Source organism: Bacillus sp. PS108, assembly GCF_037963335.1.
In the GTDB taxonomy this organism is placed as follows: Bacteria; Bacillota; Bacilli; order Bacillales; family Bacillaceae; genus Bacillus; species Bacillus subtilis.
Window position 1 is genome coordinate 1,898,345 of sequence record NZ_CP150155.1, and the last position, 15,204, is coordinate 1,913,548.

General features: G+C 39.8%; 22 protein-coding genes and 1 pseudogene. 16 read left to right on the forward strand and 7 right to left on the reverse strand.

All coding sequences use genetic code 11. From position 1 onward, the window contains the following. Positions 1-56 precede the first annotated feature (56 nt). The 5 genes from NSQ16_RS09595 to pghL all read left to right on the forward strand — a co-directional run bounded on the left by NSQ16_RS09595 (position 57) and on the right by pghL (position 4,507). Positions 57-863, forward strand: a complete 807-nt coding sequence (locus NSQ16_RS09595; protein WP_015252009.1) for a hypothetical protein — start codon at positions 57-59, stop codon at positions 861-863. Between the two features lie 4 nt (positions 864-867). Beyond that, a complete protein-coding gene (locus tag NSQ16_RS09600) occupies positions 868-1,485 on the forward strand; it encodes a DUF4166 domain-containing protein (protein ID WP_230488766.1) in 618 nt (205 codons plus the stop codon). Further along, positions 1,482-3,122 (forward strand): YndJ family protein, encoded by a 1,641-nt coding sequence (locus NSQ16_RS09605; protein WP_230488767.1) that lies wholly within the window; start codon positions 1,482-1,484, stop codon positions 3,120-3,122. The genes NSQ16_RS09600 and NSQ16_RS09605 overlap by 4 nt, the downstream gene beginning before the upstream one ends. An 87-nt stretch (positions 3,123-3,209) precedes the next feature. Continuing rightward, entirely contained in the window at positions 3,210-3,524 is a 315-nt protein-coding gene (locus tag NSQ16_RS09610; RefSeq protein WP_003245621.1) for a hypothetical protein, read from the forward strand. A gap of 224 nt (positions 3,525-3,748) precedes the next feature. Beyond that, positions 3,749-4,507 (forward strand): gamma-polyglutamate hydrolase PghL, encoded by a 759-nt coding sequence (gene pghL / locus NSQ16_RS09615; RefSeq protein ID WP_230488768.1) that lies wholly within the window; start codon positions 3,749-3,751, stop codon positions 4,505-4,507. A 26-nt stretch (positions 4,508-4,533) separates the two neighbouring features. Here the strand turns inward: pghL and NSQ16_RS09620 are convergent, their stop codons facing one another. Continuing rightward, positions 4,534-4,983, reverse strand: a complete 450-nt coding sequence (locus tag NSQ16_RS09620; protein ID WP_003245454.1) for a YndM family protein — start codon at positions 4,981-4,983, stop codon at positions 4,534-4,536. A 207-nt stretch (positions 4,984-5,190) separates the two neighbouring features. Between NSQ16_RS09620 and fosB the strand changes: the two genes are divergently transcribed. Together fosB and NSQ16_RS09630 are read left to right on the forward strand one after the other, a co-directional pair. Further along, entirely contained in the window at positions 5,191-5,625 is a 435-nt protein-coding gene (fosB, locus tag NSQ16_RS09625) for a metallothiol transferase FosB (protein WP_230488769.1), read from the forward strand. After that, positions 5,534-5,876 (forward strand): annotated as a pseudogene (locus NSQ16_RS09630) (hypothetical protein). The gene fosB and the pseudogene NSQ16_RS09630 overlap by 92 nt, the downstream one beginning before the upstream one ends. Positions 5,877-6,162: 286 nt before the next feature. Here NSQ16_RS09630 and lexA read toward each other — a convergent pair. Next, positions 6,163-6,780, reverse strand: coding sequence for a transcriptional repressor LexA (gene lexA / locus NSQ16_RS09635; protein ID WP_003238209.1), 618 nt, complete (start codon positions 6,778-6,780; stop codon positions 6,163-6,165). 149 nt (positions 6,781-6,929) lie between these two features. Between lexA and yneA the strand changes: the two genes are divergently transcribed. From yneA to NSQ16_RS09665, 6 genes are all read left to right on the forward strand, one after another. Beyond that, positions 6,930-7,247 carry a cell division suppressor protein YneA gene (gene yneA, locus NSQ16_RS09640; RefSeq protein WP_015252003.1) on the forward strand — a complete coding sequence of 106 codons (318 nt, stop codon included), beginning with the start codon at positions 6,930-6,932 and terminating at the stop codon, positions 7,245-7,247. Positions 7,248-7,265: 18 nt separating this feature from the next. Further along, entirely contained in the window at positions 7,266-7,919 is a 654-nt protein-coding gene (locus NSQ16_RS09645; protein ID WP_015383764.1) for a recombinase family protein, read from the forward strand. A gap of 63 nt (positions 7,920-7,982) precedes the next feature. Beyond that, positions 7,983-8,216: a DUF896 domain-containing protein gene (locus NSQ16_RS09650; RefSeq protein ID WP_003231595.1), complete on the forward strand. Its 234-nt coding sequence runs from the start codon at positions 7,983-7,985 to the stop codon at positions 8,214-8,216. A gap of 168 nt (positions 8,217-8,384) precedes the next feature. Then, complete coding sequence (gene tkt / locus NSQ16_RS09655; protein WP_014476936.1) at positions 8,385-10,388, forward strand: transketolase; 2,004 nt, start codon at positions 8,385-8,387, stop codon at positions 10,386-10,388. A 152-nt stretch (positions 10,389-10,540) separates the two neighbouring features. After that, a complete protein-coding gene (sirA, locus tag NSQ16_RS09660) occupies positions 10,541-10,987 on the forward strand; it encodes a sporulation inhibitor of replication protein SirA (protein ID WP_003231591.1) in 447 nt (148 codons plus the stop codon). Between the two features lie 85 nt (positions 10,988-11,072). After that, a complete protein-coding gene (locus NSQ16_RS09665; protein WP_003221221.1) occupies positions 11,073-11,291 on the forward strand; it encodes a YneF family protein in 219 nt (72 codons plus the stop codon). Positions 11,292-11,364: 73 nt separating this feature from the next. Here the strand turns inward: NSQ16_RS09665 and ynzD are convergent, their stop codons facing one another. Beyond that, entirely contained in the window at positions 11,365-11,538 is a 174-nt protein-coding gene (ynzD, locus tag NSQ16_RS09670; protein ID WP_010886518.1) for an aspartyl-phosphate phosphatase YnzD, read from the reverse strand. A gap of 219 nt (positions 11,539-11,757) precedes the next feature. Between ynzD and ccdA the strand changes: the two genes are divergently transcribed. The 3 genes from ccdA (at position 11,758) to NSQ16_RS09685 (ending at position 13,486) form a co-directional block, all read left to right on the forward strand. Next, positions 11,758-12,465 (forward strand): cytochrome c-type biogenesis protein CcdA, encoded by a 708-nt coding sequence (ccdA, locus tag NSQ16_RS09675; protein ID WP_003231585.1) that lies wholly within the window; start codon positions 11,758-11,760, stop codon positions 12,463-12,465. A gap of 88 nt (positions 12,466-12,553) precedes the next feature. Next, entirely contained in the window at positions 12,554-12,916 is a 363-nt protein-coding gene (locus NSQ16_RS09680; protein WP_014476939.1) for a response regulator, read from the forward strand. Between the two features lie 78 nt (positions 12,917-12,994). Continuing rightward, positions 12,995-13,486, forward strand: coding sequence for a CcdC family protein (locus NSQ16_RS09685; RefSeq protein WP_072174017.1), 492 nt, complete (start codon positions 12,995-12,997; stop codon positions 13,484-13,486). Positions 13,487-13,516: 30 nt separating this feature from the next. Here the strand turns inward: NSQ16_RS09685 and yneK are convergent, their stop codons facing one another. The 4 genes from yneK to sspO form a co-directional block, all read right to left on the reverse strand. Continuing rightward, the gene (yneK, locus tag NSQ16_RS09690; protein ID WP_003231580.1) at positions 13,517-13,945 is read right to left on the reverse strand and encodes a DynA interaction protein YneK; all 429 of its coding nucleotides are present in this window, start codon (positions 13,943-13,945) and stop codon (positions 13,517-13,519) included. A gap of 234 nt (positions 13,946-14,179) precedes the next feature. Then, positions 14,180-14,572 carry an outer spore coat protein CotM gene (cotM, locus tag NSQ16_RS09695; protein WP_072174018.1) on the reverse strand — a complete coding sequence of 131 codons (393 nt, stop codon included), beginning with the start codon at positions 14,570-14,572 and terminating at the stop codon, positions 14,180-14,182. A gap of 80 nt (positions 14,573-14,652) precedes the next feature. Then, positions 14,653-14,799: a small acid-soluble spore protein P gene (locus NSQ16_RS09700; RefSeq protein ID WP_003221237.1), complete on the reverse strand. Its 147-nt coding sequence runs from the start codon at positions 14,797-14,799 to the stop codon at positions 14,653-14,655. Positions 14,800-14,830: 31 nt separating this feature from the next. Further along, a complete protein-coding gene (sspO, locus tag NSQ16_RS09705) occupies positions 14,831-14,977 on the reverse strand; it encodes an acid-soluble spore protein SspO (protein WP_003244839.1) in 147 nt (48 codons plus the stop codon). Positions 14,978-15,204 lie beyond the last annotated feature (227 nt).

Below are 15,204 nucleotides of genomic sequence, written 5' to 3' on the forward strand. Positions count from 1 at the left end.
CAAATCGACCAATATGATAATATAGGAATTGCTTGAAATAGAAGGGAGAAGGGGCTGTGAGGCAGAAACCGATTTATGTAGAAATCGAAATGAAATCTGATCTGGATACACTCTGGGAATATACACAAAACCCATCACTGCATAAGGAATGGGATCTCCGGTTTTCAAATATTACGTATTTGAATAGTCAGCCATGCGAAAAACAGAAGTTTCTTTACGAAACAAGGGTAGGCTTTGGATTAAAGGTGTCAGGTACAGGAGAAACCGTCGGTGTTTTCAACAAATGTTCATCTGAAAGGTCTTCTTCACTGGCTTTTGGCTCTGATCATCCATTATCTCTGATTCGGCATGGAAGCGGCTACTGGAAGTATATACAGAGAGAAAATGGGAAAATGACGTTTTTAACACAGTACCAATACAAAACAGCCTACGGACTGCTGGGAAGATGGATTGATCGTTTATTATTTCGGCCGCTGCTTGGCTGGGCGACTGCCTGGAGCTTTGATGCATTAAGGCTTTGGGTAGAGCAAAATAAACATCCGAAGCGCTTCATTCGATCTGCTATCATCTATGTGTTCATGTGTCTGTTTTTCAGCCTGTTTTGGTTCTATCAAGGCTTTGCAGGTGTTAAGACAAGCATATTGGCAGGAACAGCGGAGATAGGCTTAGCTATTTTGTGGCTGCTTCCTTTAAAAAGAAAATGGATCATTCATGGTGTCCAGGCTTGTATTTTTGCTGGGTTTGCTTGTCTAGGTTCCGAAATATTCATGTGGGTTCTGTTGAGTGTGTTTTCTGCTGCAAGCGGCGCTCTTAGCCTGCAGCTCCCCAGTGCCAGGCGCACAAAACGAAAGAGAAAGAAGTGACATTGTGAGTTCGATTTATGAAAAATCAATTATTAACTATCATTTGCTGCATCCCAAGCTGCGGAAACGGTACCAATTAGACGGGTCTCAAACATTCAGCGGGACGGGAACGATGTCAGAAATAAGCGGAGGCTCTTTTCTGGTTAGAATGCTGTTAAAGCTGGGTGTTTTTTTCAGATGCTTCTTTTCAGAAAGAGGCAAAGACATTCCATTTACAATACAAAATAGAACTTGTCTTTTGAAATCACAACATACAGGGATAGAATGGAATCGTACATTTTTCTTTAAAGGCAAAAAACGTTTCTTTGACGCGATAATGATATATGACGAGAAAGAAAATAGAATACTTGATTTCTTCGGCAAACCTCATCTGCTGTTGTCTGTTTTGACGTTCGAGGCATCTCTTGACGGCTCTCTTACGATCACATCGGGAAAGCAATGGCTATTGATATGCGGAAAAAGAATCCCGCTGCCGAAATGGCTGACCGGTACATCCGAAGTTTGCGAAACGTTTGATGAAAAAAAGAATTGTTTCACCATTGAAGTGCATGTGAAAAATACAATTCTCGGCACTCTTTTCTTTTATAAAGGAACGTTTCAGGAGGAAGAGAGAGAATCATGAAACGAAATGGCATAGTCAGTGCGCTTTGTTTTATTGGATTTCTTGCAGCGGAAGCACCGGATATTTCAGTGGCAGAGGCACTCGTTTTGTTATCCATTCTATTTTTCGTGCCGGGAATTTTTCCTTTTGTTTTTCGTCAATCTCCGGTTCGTACTGCTCAGTTTATGGAATATGGGCTAATCCAGTGGTATCCGGCAGCCGCATTCTTTGCGGTGCTGGCTCTAGTGACGGAGGTTGGGGGTTTCGCACTTATCTGGTGGATGTACACAGTTTTTATTGCATTGTATGCGATCCTCCGCCTTTGGGAAACAAAGATACATAGAATCGAAGAGACATCAGTTTTGTTCGGTCTTATTTATTTGGCGGGAGGAGGATTTTGGTTTTTTGCTTATGCTGCCCATTTGCAGATCATGCAATTTGGCCCTCTCATCATTTTGCTTACTGCTGTCCACTTTCACTATTCTGCTTTTCTGATCCCGATCTTCAACGGATTACTCGGCAGAACCATTAGAAAACATCGGATGTTGTACAGTTGGATAACATGGGTGATTTTGCTTTCGCCCCTTCTTATCGCACTGGGCATCACATATTCAAAAACACTTGATGTCATTGCGGTTAGCATTTATATGGCGGCGATTTATCTTCATGCATTTTTGGTGTTCACGGCAGCTTTTCGCACCAAGACGGGGACATTTCTTATTCGGCTTTCTTCCGCTGTTTTAATGATAACGATTGCTTTCTCGATGATTTATTCATTTGGTGTATTTCGGCAAGAAGTTACATTGACCATCAATCAGATGATTTGGATTCACGGTTTTGTCAATGCGTTTGGTGTTATCTTGCCCGCTCTCATAGGGTGGAGAATAGAGGATGCGAAGCCTTTTGATGCAGACAGTGTAAAGACATTCAGCCGTATCTACGGAAAAAGAAAGATTGGAGAAGAATTTTTAGCTAACATTCAAGCTGAAAATAACGCTCGGTACAGCGGACTTGTGGATGATATGGGCAGCCTGCGTTCAAAAGATTTTTCACCAGAAAAACTGGAGCCGCTCATTCTTTCGTTTTATGAACAAACCATCGAATACAATATTAAAGCAAAAGTAACATGGAGCACGTGGTTTCGGCCGCTTGCAATTATTTACGAATGGTTCAGCAGAAGAATCGGTCAAATACATCTTTCGACGAACCCTGACTGGTATAGGATGTACAGCAAGATAAGAGGTGTTCATTCGAAAAAAGACGGAAGGGAAAGAGTACGTGCCTGGATTAGAACAAATGAAAAAAACGAAACCATTTTTACCGCTCTTTATTCAGTGTATCGTTCAAATGGAGAGGGGTATATGAATATTTCTTTACCGCTTCCATTCAGCAGCATGACAGGTGTTTTAAAACCATATCATCATCAGGAGAAGCTGGTTTTAACAAGCAGGCGGAGAAAAAGCAGAGCGGGGGATGAGGGGATTTATCTGCAAACAAGAGCGGGAACTTGTCCGCTTCCTTTATCTGAAACCTTTCTGATAGAAGCTGCACATGACAACAAATTAACCGCTGTTCATCATATGTGGCTGTTTGGATTAAAATTTCTAACTGTTCATTACAGCATTACACATATTAACCAGCCTATTGAAAGAACCTAACACAAAGAAGAAGCTTCGTCTGCCAGTTGTAATGAGATGAACTGTTTTAAAATTCTGCACCGCATCAAGACAGGAAAGGAAGGGTTTATGGTGTTTTATATCAGTTTATTTCTGATTCTTTGGCTGGCTGCTGGGTTTGCAGTGGGAATGAAACAAGTGTATGTCGATCAGCTGTTTGATAAAGCTGTGATCGAAAGACTGGAAAAAGAAGCGAATGATCATGGACACGCTGACCGGATGATCAAACAGCGCGTCCTTTATATTGCAGCAGTGACAGTAAGCGGGTTTATTTCTGTTTATTATGAAATGAAAACAATCCCGCAAAGGCGAAACATAAGAAAAATTGAAAAAAACATCATGAAATTAAATCAAGCAAAAAAACGAAGAATGAAGAGAAAATAAAAAATGCACAGGCCAAAGGGCAGGTGCATTTTTGTTTTGTATGGAAATGGGAGAGGTGGTGCCAGCTTACTTTTCATAAATTCAAAAATGAGAAGAACAGCGCCCGGGCTAATGGTATATAATATTGTGAATTTAACAAAAATTTAACAAGGAGGACGAGAGAATTCGTGCTAAAGCCTCAAAGAGACCTACATCCTGTTGATTTGGACTTAGAGGCGGAGTAGATGAAACCGGCCAAAGTATCCCTGCTCCGCCGTTTGCTCCATTCCTTGAAGCATGTTGATTGTAACATAGCCAAACGTTTTCCATCAACTATTAAAATTGTAAAATTATTGTTTATTTTTATGGTATTTACTCCGATTTCTTCAATTTATGCTGAAGATGTATATCAGAATTTTGAGGAATTAAAAAACAATGAAGATCCTTCTGATTACGACGTTGTTACGAAAGAAACCGGAAGCCCTGTTCTTGTTTTAGCTATTCACGGAGGAGGTATTGAAGGCGGGACAAGTGAAGTAGCGAGAGAGCTCAGCAAAGAGTACTCGATGTATTTATTTGAAGGCTTAAAATCGGCAGGAAACTCAGTCCTGCACATTACGAGCACGCACTTTGATGAACCTCGGGCCCTTAAAATGACGGGAAATCATGAATATGTCATTTCATTACACGGGTACGCAGAAGAAGATCAGCAGATCGAAGTCGGCGGTACAGATCGCGTAAGAGCGGCAGATTTAGTTGAGAAATTGCAGCATGCCGGTTTTCCTGCTGTATTGCTCAATACGGACCATCCGCATGCGGGCGTTAGTCCGAATAACATTGCAAATAAATCAAAAACAGGTTTAAGTATTCAGATAGAAATGAGCACAGGGTTTCGAAAGTCTTTGTTCGGCATCTTTTCTTTAAAAAGCAGAGCTGTTACTCAAAATGAGAGGTTTTATGAGTTTACAGAAGTGATGTTCCGTTTTCTCAAAAATAGCTACTGAAAAATAGGAGGCGATAAGACAGCCTCCTATTCCTTATGCTTCTCTTTCGTTTCGGGAAACAGCTCGTCCGCGGCTTCCGTTTGATACTGCAACGTGTTATCTCTCGCTGACAGTTCATTTCGGAAATTTTCATCAAGCACATTTTTCAGTAAATACCGATGAAAAAAGTATTCAAAAACAGTAAGACAGGCAGCGGAAAGGAGAGCCGCTCCAAATGGTGAGAAATCGTTTCTTGTTTGGGTTAAAACAAATACCCAAAGAATAACGAATGAAAGGCCAAAGTCAGCCAATGAAGCTGTAATATTGTTTGTTCTGGGTAAGACGAGCATGTCACCAGAAAGATAGGAAACAAAACCTAAGAAAAGTGCAATAAACATCACACTTAAGAAGGATGCGTGATAGACTCTGTCCAAAATCACATATAAAAGGGCGAGAGTGAAAGCAATCTTTGAAGCAAGCGCAATGATATGTTTCATTTGACCACCTAAATTGTTATTTTTTGAAGAAAATTCTTGGGCGTAAACAAATGATAAATAATGCAATTCAAAACCATTCATAATGGTCATGTTACTATTTTAAACAGTCCGTTTTTGTTTACACTGGTATTTTTTTCAGCTGTATGAAACTTTCTTATGAAAAAAGTCGTATATGTGGATGATCAGCTTTCAAGGGGGGAATGATTTGTGGAGATAAAAGGAATCAATCACTTGCTATTTTCAGTTTCGCATTTGGATACATCGATTGATTTTTATCAAAAAGTGTTTGGTGCAAAGCTTTTGGTAAAGGGAAGAACAACTGCATATTTTGATATGAACGGCATCTGGCTAGCGCTTAATGAAGAACCAGACATCCCGAGAAATGACATTAAGCTTTCTTATACCCATATTGCTTTTACAATTGAAGATCATGAATTTGAGGAGATGTCAGCTAAATTAAAAAGACTTCATGTCAATATTCTGCCTGGCATAGAACGAGATGAACGCGATCGAAAATCAATTTATTTTACCGACCCTGACGGCCACAAATTTGAATTTCATACCGGAACCCTTCAAGACAGGCTTCGATATTACAAACAAGAAAAAACGCATATGCACTTTTATGATGAAACGGCCTTTTGATATCACAACCATATTTCATATAAGGTTAAATTTAAAGAAGGGTGTTGGTGGAGACTTTATGTTTGGGGAAGGTTTCTACCCGACTTGTTCAACGATGCCATATCTTTTGAACTGCACAAGTGATTGGGTGAAGGTGAAATTGAAATACATATTACATTTTATATGAAGAAAGCGAGCTGTTTTATCAGAATGTTGAACTAATTAAACTATGTACTAAATTTTCAGTATATTTCAATTGCTTCGCCCCTTAAGAAATATGAAACCGTATCCTTCCACGACCTAAAAAATGAAACGTTTTTAAGAAGATGGCGTCTAATATTTTAAATGTTCATATTTTGATAAAAGTTTCCTAAAGGAAAGAAAATTTCTTGACTTCAACAATCTTTTGGTGGATAATTATGGTGTAAACATGATGTTCTTTTTCCTCCTATTCAGGCTCGCACCCAAAAGTCAGGGCGAGCCTGCTTTTTTTGAACAACAAACCCCCTCTCCGTAAAGGAAGAGGGGGTTATTTTATGCATCTGATAGATCAATAGATTAATGGACGGTTCTGAACACGCCAATCACTTTCCCTAGAATGCTGACATTCTGCAAAATGATAGGTTCCATCGTTGGGTTCTCAGGCTGCAAGCGAATGTGGGTATCCTCTTTATAGAATCGTTTTACAGTTGCTTCATCATCTTCTGTCATCGCAACTACAATTTCCCCATTGTTCGCTGTGTTTTGCTGTTTAACGATGACATAGTCCTTATCGAGAATACCAGCATCTATCATACTGTCTCCCATAATCTCCAGCATAAATACATGCTCGTCTGGAGGAACCATGCGGTCTGGGAGCGGAAAATATTCTTCAATATTTTCTACTGCTGTAATAGGAGATCCCGCCGTGACTTTCCCGATGACCGGTACATTAACGACCTGGCTTTGCGGAATGTCTACTTCTTCATCAAGAATTTCTATTGCTCTTGGTTTTGTCGGATCCCGTCTGATCAGCCCTTTTGTTTCCAAGCGGGCCAAATGGCCGTGGACAGTAGAGCTGGACGCAAGCCCGACAGCCTCTCCGATCTCTCTCACGGAAGGCGGATATCCTTTTGATTTAACCTCTGCTTTAATAAAACGGAGGATATCAAGTTGCCTTTTTGATAGCTTCGTCATTTTTCGCACCTCAAAACGTCGATTTTAAGAAGATTATAGCATGATTTTCCTTACAGTACAAACATAGGTTCGAAAAAACAATTGACAGAAACGTTTGTTCGTATATACTGAAATTATAAAAATGCGAACAAACATTCCTGTTGGAGGTTATGATCATGAGTAAAGAATCTATTATTTTTGTCGGTCTGTTCACAGTGATTTTGAGCGCGGTTATCCTTATGCTGTCATATACAAGCAGCGGCCAAGAGCTTAATCAGTATGTTAAAATAGAAGTCCAGCAAGGCGACACACTCTGGTCAATTGCTGATCAGGTAGCAGATACAAAAAAGATAAACAAAAATGATTTTATTGAATGGGTAGCTGATAAAAATCAACTTCAAACCTCTGATATCCAGCCGGGTGATGAGTTAGTGATCCCATTGAAAAAGAAGCATCAGGATGCATATGAATTAGCAACTGTAAAATAGAGAGGAAAGAGAGATAAAATGAAAGCACTCATTTATGCCCGTGTAAGCACAAATAAAGAACAGCAGGAAACGTCATTAAAGCGGCAGGAGGAGGAGCTTACGGCCATTGCAGCGGAGAACGGCATGGAAGTGGTCAAAGTGATTTCAGAAAAAGCCAGCGGATATGAAATGGATCGGGATGGTGTATTTGAGCTGCTTGATGAGATTAAGAACGCTGGAATTGATGTCATTTTGGTTCAGGATGAGACAAGGCTCGGACGGGGAAACGCAAAAATCGCACTGCTTCATTGTATTTATAGAGAAGGTGTGAAAGTCTATACAACGGCTCATAGAGGTGAACTGGAGTTATCGGAGGCTGACTCAATGGTCTTGGAAATCGTCAGCATTGTGGAAGAGTATCAGCGAAAGATTCACAACATGAAAATCAGACGGGGAATGAAACGTGCAGTAAAAAACGGTTTTAAACCGCAAAAAAACTTAAAAAACCAACATGAGAACAGTGGAAAGGAAAAAATAGAGGTGCCAATCTCTGAGATCGTCCGCCTGAGAGCGAATAAACTGACGTTTGCTGAAATCGCGGCTACTCTAAGAGGGTTTGGCTATGATGTCTCTAAAGCAACCGTTCACCGGCGTTTTCAGGAATACATAGAGAATGAAGAGACAGCAGAGTGAATCAGTTGTAAAACTTTTTTTGATCTAGTACTATATAGACAAAATGCAATAAAGGAGTTTAACATGATTTCAAACGCGAAAATTGCCAGAATTAATGAACTTGCTGCCAAAGCTAAAGCTGGCGTTATTACAGAAGAAGAAAAAGCCGAACAGCAAAAGCTCCGTCAAGAGTACTTGAAAGGTTTTCGTTCTTCTATGAAGAACACGTTAAAAAGTGTGAAAATCATTGACCCAGAAGGCAATGATGTTACACCAGAAAAGCTAAAAAGAGAACAAAGAAATAACAAACTTCACTAATATAAGAGGAATACGGCAATATCGTATTCCTCTTTTGCATATACTATAATCAAAACTCTTATGTGACAAAATTCAACAAGTTTCTCTCAAATTTAAGCTGAAACAGTTGAGAAAAAGTCGTCAGACATTTATGATGTAAGGGTACAACACATAAGGAAGGGGATTTTTATGGATACAATTGAAAAGAAATCAGTTGCTACCATTCGCACACTGTCAATAGACGCTATTGAAAAAGCAAATTCTGGTCACCCAGGGATGCCGATGGGAGCCGCTCCAATGGCATACACGCTGTGGACAAAATTTATGAACGTAAGTCCGGCAAACCCTGGCTGGTTTAACCGTGACCGTTTTGTTTTATCTGCTGGACACGGGTCAGCACTATTATACAGCATGCTTCATTTAAGCGGGTTTGATCTTAGTATTGAAGATCTTAAGGGATTCCGCCAGTGGGGCAGCAAAACACCAGGACATCCGGAATTCGGACATACTGCCGGTGTTGATGCTACAACAGGTCCGCTTGGCCAAGGAATTGCCATGGCAGTCGGTATGGCAATTGCTGAACGCCATTTAGCGGAAACATACAACCGCGATTCATTTAACGTAGTCGATCATTATACATACAGTATTTGCGGTGATGGTGATTTAATGGAAGGTATTTCTTCTGAAGCCGCTTCACTCGCAGGCCATCTTCAGCTTGGCCGTCTGATCGTACTATACGATTCTAATGACATCTCTCTTGATGGAGACCTCGACCGTTCATTCTCTGAAAACGTGAAACAGCGTTTTGAAGCAATGAATTGGGAAGTTCTTTATGTTGAGGATGGAAACAATATTGAAGAATTAACAGCGGCTATCGAAAAAGCACGCCAAAATGAAAAGAAACCTACATTAATTGAAGTGAAAACTACAATCGGATTCGGTTCACCTAACCGTGCCGGTACATCCGGTGTTCACGGTGCGCCGCTTGGTAAAGAGGAAAGCAAATTAACAAAAGAAGCTTACGCGTGGACATATGAAGAAGACTTCTACGTTCCGTCAGAAGTTTATGAGCATTTCGCTGCAGCTGTTAAAGAATCAGGTGAGAAAAAAGAACAAGAATGGAATGCTCAATTCGCTAAATATAAAGAAGTTTATCCTGAACTTGCTGAACAGCTTGAACTGGCAATCAAAGGAGAGCTTCCGAAGGACTGGGATCAAGAGGTTCCTGTGTATGAAAAAGGAAGCAGCCTGGCATCCCGTGCATCTTCCGGTGAAGTTCTCAACGGACTTGCGAAAAAAATTCCTTTCTTTGTCGGAGGTTCTGCTGACCTAGCGGGATCGAACAAAACGACTATTAAAAATGCCGGTGATTTTACAGCGGTTGATTACTCAGGCAAAAACTTCTGGTTTGGTGTACGTGAATTTGCGATGGGTGCAGCCTTAAACGGTATGGCGCTTCATGGCGGTCTTCGTGTATTCGGCGGAACTTTCTTTGTCTTCTCTGATTACCTGCGTCCTGCGATTCGCCTTGCAGCGTTAATGGGCCTTCCTGTGACATATGTCTTCACACATGACAGTATTGCGGTTGGTGAAGACGGTCCGACGCACGAGCCTGTTGAACAGCTTGCTTCACTCCGTGCGATGCCTAACCTTTCTTTGATCCGTCCAGCAGACGGCAATGAGACAGCAGCAGCATGGAAGCTTGCAGTGCAAAGCACTGACCACCCAACAGCGCTAGTGCTTACACGTCAAAACCTTCCTACCATCGATCAAACAGCTGAAGAAGCATTGGCAGGAGTAGAAAAAGGTGCATATGTCGTTTCTAAATCTAAAAACGAAACACCTGACGCTCTTCTCATTGCCTCCGGATCCGAGGTAGGTCTTGCAATTGAAGCGCAGGCTGAATTGGCAAAAGAAAATATCGATGTTTCTGTTGTCAGCATGCCTTCAATGGACCGTTTTGAGAAACAATCTGATGAATACAAAAACGAAGTCCTTCCTGCAGATGTGAAAAAACGTCTTGCAATTGAAATGGGCTCATCATTTGGATGGGGCAAATACACGGGGCTTGAAGGTGACGTTCTCGGCATAGACCGATTCGGTGCATCTGCTCCTGGTGAAACCATCATTAACGAATACGGCTTCTCAGTTCCGAACGTAGTGAATCGAGTTAAGGCATTAATCAATAAGTAAGCTTTTGAAAGAGGATGAGTCAAATCATCCTCTTTTTCTTGTTTATCCGACAAAAATAGTATTGGCTGTTTAACAGTAATAGACAATTCTTTCTTTTCTTCTTTTGTATAATAGAGAGCAAATGAAATGCTGCTGGAAAAGGGGATGAAAAGATGGAACGTCACTACTATACGTACCTGATCAAAGAGGAATTTGCCAATCACTATTTCGGCCGGGAATCGGTTATGTTTGAGCTGTTTCAAGACTATCATTGGACAAGCCTTGAAAAGCAGCAGTATGAAATGACAGAGAAACAGATTCAATATATTACACAACCAATCCCTATTTTACATATGCATCAGCGGTTAAAAATGAATTTAAACAAGACGGATTACAGGCAGCTGGATTATATTTATAGAATAGCTTTGCCGAAAGCAAAAGGCCACGCGACGTTTATGATGAAGGAGCACATGATAGAAATTGTGGCTTCGGGAGATTACGAGGCAGAAACGATATTCTTTGAAGTGTTAAGAAAAGTAAGCCCTTGCTTTTTAGCAATGGATTTCAATTCGAAGCGTTACGGATGGCTAAATCCGGTGAAAGAAAGAAATTTTGTCTAAAACCGAAGAAAAAGAGATGTAAATGTTGTATAATAGCTTTTGGTTTAGTACACTTTAAACTAGACAACATGAAGGAGGAAATAAAATGACTTTATGGGTTGGCATCCTAGTGGGCGTTGTTGCATTGCTCATAGGTGTTGCACTCGGGTTTTTTATTGCTCGTAAATATATGATGAGCTACCTGAAAAAGAATCCGCCTATTAATGAACAAATGTTACGCATGATGATGATGCAAATGGGAATGAAACCTTCTCAAAAGAAAATCAATCAAATGATGAAAGCCATGAATAATCAAACGAAATAATACGTAAAGATTATGATATAGAGAAACATGGTTATAAAATAAAAAACCCTTATACGGGTTTTTTATTTTGCAATCATTCATCACCCGCTACTGCTCGAAGGCGCTGCTTTTGATATTGTATGAGAAGATGGTCAAGCTCCTGACTGAGCTCTATCGTAATATGAGATGTCATTCCGTTCGCCATGACAATTTGCAGCAGCTCTGCTCTTTTTTTTTCAATTTCTTTTAATAGATGCTCTCTAATCACAGGGATGTATCCTTTCATACATTAGATCTTCAAAGTGAATGTTTATATTATATCCATATTTATACTAATTTTCAAATGAGAAGGAGTATAATGTCTCAATGTCAAATTAAATTATATAAGTTTTTTCTGAAAATAGAAATCCTTCAAGTGAAAGTGTTAAAAAAATGAAATGATTTTGTCATAACTTGAAGGAATGTCAAATCATGAAGGGATGATGACATGGGAGACGTGAATTATTTTTTGACATTCGGAGCGGGGTTTTTATCCTTTATTTCGCCTTGCTGCCTGCCGCTTTACCCAGCTTTTTTGTCATATATTACAGGGGTCAGCATGGACGATGTAAAAACTGAAAAGCTGCTGCTGCAGAAAAGAAGCCTGTTTCATACTTTGTGTTTTTTGCTTGGCTTTTCAGTCATTTTTATTGCTTTAGGCTATGGAACATCTTTTATTGGCAGCCTGTTTAGGGATTATCACGATGCGATTCGGCAAATTGGCGCGTTGCTTATTATTTTGTTCGGTTTCATTACACTCGGTGTGTTCCGGCCTGAGGCTATGATGAAAGAGCGGAGAATCCATTTTAAGCATAAACCAAGCGGGTTTTTAGGGTCGGTCTTAATCGGAATGGCATTTGCAGCTGGATGGACACCATGTACCGGTCCGATATTAGCTGCTGTTATCACACTTGCAGGCACCAATCCGGGCTCAGCGGTGCCATACATGATGTTATATGTACTCGGTTTTGCGGTACCGTTTCTTTTATTGTCTTTTTTTATCACAAAGCTGAAGTGGATAAGGAAGAACCAGCTTTTCATTATGAAAGCTGGCGGCGTTTTGATGATTGTGATTGGTGTGCTGTTATTCTTTAATTGGATGAGCCTGATCATTATTTTGCTGTCAGATCTTTTTGGAGGCTTTACTGGTTTTTGACGGTAAATTACTTTCGTGCTACTACTAATCCTTTTGTTTTTGGTACAATAAGACTATTATCTGTGGAAATCGATTGTTGGAGGGGAATATGACAAGAGTTTTAGTTGTAGACGACGCCAAGTTCATGAGAGTGAAAATCAGAGAGATCTTGGAAGATGCAAATTACATAATCGCAGGCGAAGCGGCGGACGGTGAACAAGCAGCGGACCTGTATAAAAAACTGCGACCGGACCTTGTGACAATGGATATTACAATGCCGGTGAAAAACGGCATAAAAGCGCTTCGTGATATCTTAACCTTTGATCCTAAAGCGAAGGTCATCATGTGCACCGCCATGCGCCAGCAAAGAATTGTAACGGAAGCAATTGAGCTGGGGGCAAAGGATTTTATTGTTAAGCCGTTTGAGGAAACAAAAGTGCTGGAAGCTGTAAGCCGCGTTATGGGACATTAAAGTCATTTCTTTTCAAAATGGTTTTTTTTATTGTTTTGGAGTATAGTATATAGTATCAACACTCCGAGAAACAAAGGAATGATAAGTATGATGATTATAGTTTCATCGATTATTGCTGTGTTAATGGCTGTAGCTGTGATGGTGGTCAGAATAAAGTCCTCTGACAAGCCTGTTTCACCAAAAAAAATCATTCTTCCGCCGATTTTTATGAGTACGGGAGCGTTAATGTTTTTATTTCCGGTATTTTGGGTAACTGGTGCAGAGTTTTTGGAAGCATTCACTTTAGGTGTGATTTTCTCTATTTTTCTAATCAAAACTTCTAAGTTCGAAATTAAAAATAATGAAATTTACATGAAACGCTCTAAAGCATTTGTTTTTATATTAGTCGGTCTTTTGGTGATCAGAATCGTGATGAAATCCATCTTGAGCACATCAATCGATTATGGTGCACTGAGCGGAATGTTTTGGATTCTGGCTTTCGGTATGATTGTGCCTTGGAGAATCGCCATGTATTTATCATATCGAAAACTTCATAACGAGCTGCAGTCAGCTAATATTCAAATGAATTAAAAAACCTTTCCTCTTGTCAGGAAAGGTTTTTTATTTGAGAAGGGTCTGATAAGGTTCCAAATCGATTTTTTTGTCCCGCAGATGCCTTTTTAAGAAGGTATGGTCTCTTTTAGGAGTTGCGAGAATATAGCCTTTGATCATAAGTTGCTGATCAATCTTTGCTACCTTTTCTTTTAATGCAAGCTCACCGATTTTGCCTGCGATTTTGGCTTTTGCTGCATCTCTGAACAGCTCTGGCACGGGCGCAGTCAATTCATCTAGAAACTGTTTGTTTTCATCGTTCCATAAATGTCTGCTGTTTTCAATATAGTAATCCTGCCAATCAAGCTCTGATCTGCCGTCCTCTTTTGGTAAACGCTTTAAAAACTTTCGAAACATGAAAAAACCGCCGATTGATAATAAGACTACCATCATGATCACCCAAAACAGAATAAACCATAAAAACCATCCTTCCAGCATCAATCATTCCCCCTTATTCTAACCATATTGTATACGAAGAGAGATTAGAAGAACACAGTAAAAAAAGAATAGAAAAAAGTGATAGACGTCTAGTCAAAAGAGATAGTAGATCATATTCTATTGTATAGTGAATCTGCTATTTGGCCATGGGAGAGTCACTAGAGGGTATTTGACGATAAATGGACGGAAAAAAAAGTCACTTTCATAATAGGGGATGAAAGTGACTTTTTATGTTTAGCTGAGAGGAAATTGAAGAGAAAAAGAAGAGCCATCTTCTGTTTCTTTATTGACGGCGACTGTGAGTATTTGATTTTCGCATTCGGCTTGAATGGTTTTGTCATTAAAATAAAAAGGAAGCATCATTTGTTTTTCAAAAGTCTGTCCTGACGATTTGACAGTTAAGATGAACTCGCATCCAGAAAGGGTAACTGTTACTTGTGTAGGCTGTAAAAAAGTCAGATCCGCTTCTATAATATACTGCTGACTTGTTTCATATAAATCAATAGGCAATGTTTCGTCGTACCAGGCGAAGGGGTCTTCAAAAAATTGCCGAAGCCATTCATCCATACTATCGAAATCATTTGCATCGTTGCGTTTTGAATGGTCCATGGAAGCATTCCTCCACATATCAACCTTGCTTAACATCATATGCGGTGGATTATAAATGGGTGAACGCATAAAAAAACAGACACTAAGGTCTGCTTTTCTTACATATCATGGCTTGAGTTGTGCTTTTGTCTTGTATGGTTTCGGTTCTTTACTTTTTTGCTTCCGCTTAGAGGCTCAGGTTGGCCGGGATTGTGTCCTTTGGGGGCGTTTTTATGCATATCTTTACTTGTATTCTTATTGGTCATAAAATGAGAACCTCCTTAAAAGAGTTCGGTGTTATTGATTGGTTTTTCTTTTTTTGTTATTTTGGCGTTCTGCTTCAGTCAGTACAAGCTGGTCGTTTTCAATATAGCCGGCGCCTTTGCCTTGGCTTTTTGCGTCATTCATTCCGTTAATGACGTGATTCGCTTTTCTTTTGACCATCATTATCACCTCAATCATAATATGGCTTCTTTTATTGTGTTATATGAGAGAGCGTAAACAGTAAAAATTACCGGTACATTTTTCTCATAAGTCGAACTTATTGTATTTAATAAAAACATTGATATTTACTTATGTATGATTTTGTTTTAATATGAAATTGTGAGAAAATTGTGATGGAATGTAATGTTCATCTGAGAATGATCTGATCTGAAGGGGGATTTTGGAGA